Source organism: Oerskovia sp. NPDC056781 (assembly GCF_042789955.1).
Lineage (GTDB): Bacteria > Actinomycetota > Actinomycetes > Actinomycetales > Cellulomonadaceae > Oerskovia > Oerskovia rustica.
On sequence record NZ_JBHUAD010000268.1, the window covers coordinates 1 to 5,012 of the forward strand.

General features: G+C 72.6%; 4 protein-coding genes. 2 read left to right on the forward strand and 2 right to left on the reverse strand.

The features are described 5' to 3' along the window. Positions 1 to 36: 36 nt before the first annotated feature. Both ACFRCR_RS16825 and ACFRCR_RS16830 read right to left on the reverse strand, forming a co-directional pair. A complete protein-coding gene (locus ACFRCR_RS16825) occupies positions 37 to 1,485 on the reverse strand; it encodes an HRDC domain-containing protein (protein WP_377679125.1) in 1,449 nt (482 codons plus the stop codon). After that, on the reverse strand, positions 1,482 to 2,075 hold the full coding sequence (locus ACFRCR_RS16830; RefSeq protein ID WP_318243987.1) for a DUF3000 domain-containing protein: 594 nt from the start codon (positions 2,073 to 2,075) through the stop codon (positions 1,482 to 1,484). Before ACFRCR_RS16830 ends, ACFRCR_RS16825 begins: the two co-directional genes overlap by 4 nt. 178 nt (positions 2,076 to 2,253) lie before the next feature. Here ACFRCR_RS16830 and gndA point away from each other — a divergent pair, with 178 nt between their 5' ends. Next, positions 2,254 to 3,699 (forward strand): NADP-dependent phosphogluconate dehydrogenase, encoded by a 1,446-nt coding sequence (gene gndA, locus ACFRCR_RS16835; protein ID WP_377679127.1) that lies wholly within the window; start codon positions 2,254 to 2,256, stop codon positions 3,697 to 3,699. A gap of 98 nt (positions 3,700 to 3,797) precedes the next feature. Next, on the forward strand, positions 3,798 to 4,952 hold the full coding sequence (locus tag ACFRCR_RS16840; protein WP_377679129.1) for a carboxylate--amine ligase: 1,155 nt from the start codon (positions 3,798 to 3,800) through the stop codon (positions 4,950 to 4,952). Positions 4,953 to 5,012: the final 60 nt, after the last annotated feature.

A 5,012-nucleotide genomic window follows, 5' to 3' on the forward strand; every position in this document is an offset into this window, starting at 1 on the left:
CGTCGCGTCGTCCGGGCCCTCGGGTCCGGGCCGGGATCAGTCGGTTCCCGGTCGGCTCAGGTCGCCGCCGTCGTCCGAGCGGGACTTGGCCCCCGTGCCCGGCGCGGGCGCAGGACGCGGGACCGACCCGGGGTCGGCGAGGGCCGCAGCGAGAGGCCCGGCCACGAGCCCGACCTGCCACTCGCGGGCACCGCGCCCGCGCAGGAACTGCGCGACGTGCTCGGTGTCCAGCGGCGTGGGCGGCGTCCAGCACACGCGACGCAGCGCGTCGGGCTGCAGGAGGTTCTCGAGCGGGACGTCGTGCTCGTCCGAGAGGCGCTGAACGACGGCGCGCGCCGCGTCCAGGCGACGGGCAGCCTCGGGGTCGCGCTCGGCCCACGCGCGCGGGGGCGGCGGGGCGTCGCTGCGGGGCCCGCGCGAGCTCGGCAGGGCGTCCTGAGGCAGGGCCAGTGCCTTGTCGATCGCCTGCTGCCACGACGCCGCACGACGGGCAGTGTTGCGTCCCGAGAACGCGGGCAGCCGGACGAGCTCGGGCACCGAGCGCGGCATGGCCTGGGCCGCCGCGACGATCGCACGGTCGGGCAGGACCCGGCCCGGGGCGATGTCCCGACGACGGGCGTTCTCGTCGCGCGCCTCCCACAGGCTGCGCACGACCGCCAGGCTGCGCGGGTTGCGCAGCGCGTGCACACCCGACGTGCGACGCCACGGCTCCTCGCGGGGCGGCGGCGGGGGAGCGGTGCGCACGGCCTCGAACTCCTGCGCGGCCCACTCGGACTTGCCCTGCTCCTCGAGCCGCTCGCCCAGGATCTTGCGCAGCGGGATGAGCACCTCGACGTCGAGCGCCGCGTAGCGCAGCCAGTCCACGGGCAGCGGTCGCGTGGACCAGTCCGCGGCCGAGTGCTCCTTGGCGAGACCGAGGCCCAGGACCTCCGCGATGACCGCGGCCAGCCCCACACGCTCCATGCCCAGCAGGCGGGCCGCGAGCTCGGTGTCGAAGATGCGGGCGGGGAACAGGTTCTGCTCGGCAAAACCGGGCAGGTCCTGCGAGGCGGCGTGCAGGATCCACTCGGCGTCGCCCACGGCCTCGCGCAGCGGCGAGAGGTCGGGGACCCCGATGGGGTCGATGAGCGCGGTCCCGGCGCCCTCGCGGCGGACCTGGACGAGGTACGTGCGCTGGCCGTACCGGTAGCCCGAGGCGCGCTCGGCGTCGGCCGCGACGGGGCCGGAGGCCGCCGCGAACGCTGCGACGACCTCGGCGAAGGCCTCGGGGGTGTCGATCACCGGGCCGACGCCGTCGGCGGGCTCGGTGAGCGGTATCACTGACGGTACTGACGGTACAGACGGTGCAGCGGGGGCAGCAGGGGTGGGCGCGACGGGCGCGACGGGTGCGTCCTGCGCGTCGGCCGGTTCCGGGACGGACGCCGCGTGGGCACCGCCGCGGCCGTCGGGCGCGTGCGAGAACGAGGGGGTGTGGGCCGAGCTCATGGACCCACGGTATTGCGTCGCGAGCGCAACGACGTCACGCCGTCCGGGAGCGGCGGCAGACCGGCGGCCGTGCACAGCAGCGTGGACCAGGCGTCCAGGTGGGGTCCCAGGTCGGTCGAGAGGGGCGTCCACGAGGCCCGGATCTCGAGGTCGACGCCGTTCGCCTGGCCCGCGAGGGCGCCGAAGCTCTCTGACAGGACACGGGTCACGGTGCCGCCCTCGGCGAGCGCGTCGACCCCTGCGTGGTCGAGAGCCTCCTCGAGCCAGGTCCACGCGACCTCCCCGAGGAGCGGGTCGGTGGCCTGCTCGGGGTCGAGGGTCGCACGCACGAGCGTCACGACCCGGAACGTCCCGTGCCAGGACTCCTGGCCCGCCGGGTCGTGCAGCACGATGAACCGGCCGCTCGCGAGCGCCTCGCCCGCGGCGTCGGTCCCGTCGACCTCGCCCGTGAGCGCCAGGGCGAAGGGGGCGATGCGGCTCGGAGCCGTGACCTCGCGCAGCCTGACCTCGGGGCGCACCCGGCGGCGGCCGATCGACTCCAGGGCACGCAGGAAGTCCGGCGGTGCCTGCGGTTCTCCGGACTTGATCACAGCGGCACAGTACGAGCAGATGTCCACATCCTGGAGGTAAGGCGCGCGGAGGAGATCGAATCGTGATCGCCGGACTAGGCTGTCCTGAGTGTCCGCCGGCGCTCGTCGTCGGCTCGTCTCGCCGGCGTCCGGGACTCCTGCTCGCCGGTGCCCGCACCTACCCCGAGGAGCACAGCAGATGTCAGCCCGCGCACAGATCGGCGTCACCGGACTCGCGGTCATGGGCCGCAACCTGGCCCGCAACTTCGCCCGTCACGGCTACACGACCGCGGTGCACAACCGCTCCTTCGCCAAGACGCAGTCGCTCATCGCGGACCACGGCAGCGACGGCGATTTCATCCCCTCCGAGTCGATGGCGGACTTCGTCGCCTCGCTCGAGCGCCCCCGCAAGGTCGTCGTCATGGTCAAGGCCGGCGCCGCGACCGACGCCGTGATCGCCGAGCTCGTCCCGCTCCTCGAGCAGGGCGACATCATCATCGACGCGGGCAACGCGCACTTCCCCGACACGCGTCGCCGCGAGGCCGAGCTCAAGGAGAAGGGCCTGCACTACGTGGGCACCGGTGTCTCGGGCGGTGAGGAGGGCGCGCTCAACGGCCCGAGCATCATGCCCGGCGGCGCCCCCGAGTCCTACGAGACCCTCGGTCCGATCCTCGAGGACATCTCCGCCAAGGTCGACGGCGTGCCCTGCTGCACGTACGTCGGTCCGGACGGCGCGGGTCACTTCGTCAAGATGGTGCACAACGGCATCGAGTACGCCGACATGCAGCTCATCGCCGAGGCGTACGACCTCCTGAAGCAGGGCCTCGGCGCCTCCGCCCAGGAGATCGGCGAGATCTTCGCCGAGTGGAACAAGGGCGACCTCGAGTCGTTCCTCATCGAGATCACGGCCGACGTGCTCCAGCACGTCGACGCCGAGACCGGCAAGGCCTTCGTCGACGTCATCCTCGACCGGGCCGAGCAGAAGGGCACGGGCCGCTGGACGGTCCAGAACGCCCTCGACCTGGGCGTCCCGATCACGGGGATCGCCGAGGCGACGTTCGCCCGTGCGCTGTCGGGCTCGGTGCCTCAGCGCACCGCGGCCGTGGGCGTGCTGCCCGCCGACGCCGGCACGTGGGAGATCACGGACCGCGACGCGTTCGTCGAGGACGTCCGTCGCGCGCTGTACTCCTCGAAGGTCGTCGCGTACTCGCAGGGCTTCGACCAGATCGCCGCGGCGTCCCAGGAGTTCGGCTGGAACATCGACCGTGGGGCCATGGCCCGCATCTGGCGAGGTGGCTGCATCATCCGGGCCCGCTTCCTCAACCGCATCACCGAGGCGTACGAGCGCGACGAGGACCTCCCGCTCCTGCTCGCCGACCCGTACTTCACGCAGACCGTCGGCGAGGGCGTCTCGTCCTGGCGTCGCGTCGTGTCGCAGGCCGCGCTCAACGGCGTCCCGACGCCCGCGTTCTCGTCGTCGCTCGCGTACTACGACGGCGTGCGCGCGGAGCGTCTGCCCGCCGCGCTGATCCAGGCGCAGCGCGACTTCTTCGGGGCGCACACGTACCAGCGCGTGGACAAGCCCGGTGTGTTCCACACCGAGTGGTCCGGTGACCGCAGCGAGAGCGCTGAAGGCGACGCGTGAGCCGAGGGGTGACCCGGCCGGCTGTGGTGCACCCCATCATCCTCGGGGGTGATGCGGGTGCCTACAGCCTGGCCCGCGCTTTTCACGAGGCGTACGGCGTGCACAGCACCGTCGTCTCGATCGTCTCGACCCGGAACATGCGGTACTCGCAGATCCTGACCAACGTCATCGAGCCCCGGCTCGACGACCCGGAGGTCATGGTCGCCACGATCCGTCGGCTCGCGGCCCAGGCCACGGCCCCGGTCATGGTCGTCACGTGCACCGACTGGTACGTCCGCGCGCTCTCCGAGCAGCGGGCCAAGATCGAGGACGTCGCGGTCGTGCCGTACACGAGCGTGGACCTGCTGGACCGCGTCATGGACAAGCAGCGCTTCTCCGAGCTGTGCCACGAGCTGGGGGTCCCACACCCCCGCACGGTGGTGCGCCGCGGGGGCGAGCGGGTCGGCGAGCTCGGCCTGCGGTTCCCGATCGTGGCCAAGCCGGGCGACAACGTGGCCTACCACCACACGTCCTTCGCCGGGAAGCAGAAGGTGCACCACCTCACGGACGTCTCGCAGCTCGAGTGGTTGCTGCGGGCGGCGGGCGAGGCGGGGTACCGCGAGCCGTTCATCATCCAGGAGTTCGTCCCGGGCAACGACTCGCAGATGCAGATCATGACGACGTTCTCCGCCCAGGACGGCACCGTGCGCATGGCGCACGGCGGCCGCGTCCTCATCGAGGAGCACACCCCGGGCACGCTGGGCAACCCGGCGGCCATCCTCACCGAGGTGCTCCCGCAGGTCGAGGCCGACGCGCGTCGCCTCGTCGAGCACCTGGGGTGGACGGGGTTCGCGAACTTCGACATCAAGGTGGACCCGCGCGACGGGCGGGCGCACTTCTTCGAGCTCAACCCGCGCACGGGCCGGTCGAACTACTACCTGACCGCGAGCGGCATCAACCCGGTCACGTACTGGGTGGGGGAGCATCTGCAGCAGGGGCGCACCCCGGATCCCCGGCGCGTCCCGATCCTCTACCGGATCGTGCCCGGCCCGCTCCTGAAGAAGTACCTGCCGAGCATGAGCGACCCCACGGTCGCGAGCCGGCTCAAGAAGGTGCGTCGCGTGGCGCACCCGCTCAAGTACAGCCAGGACCGCGACCCGCGGCGTTCGCTGTGGGTCTGGCTGTCGGAGCTCAAGCAGTACAAGAAGTTCGCGCAGTTCTACCCGGTGTCGGCCGCCCAGGCGGCCGCGCACCGGCAGGGCGGCGGGGCGTGACGCAGCCCGGCGAGCCGTCGACGCTCGCGGGGGAGGCGCGGTCGGGCCCGACGACGCCTC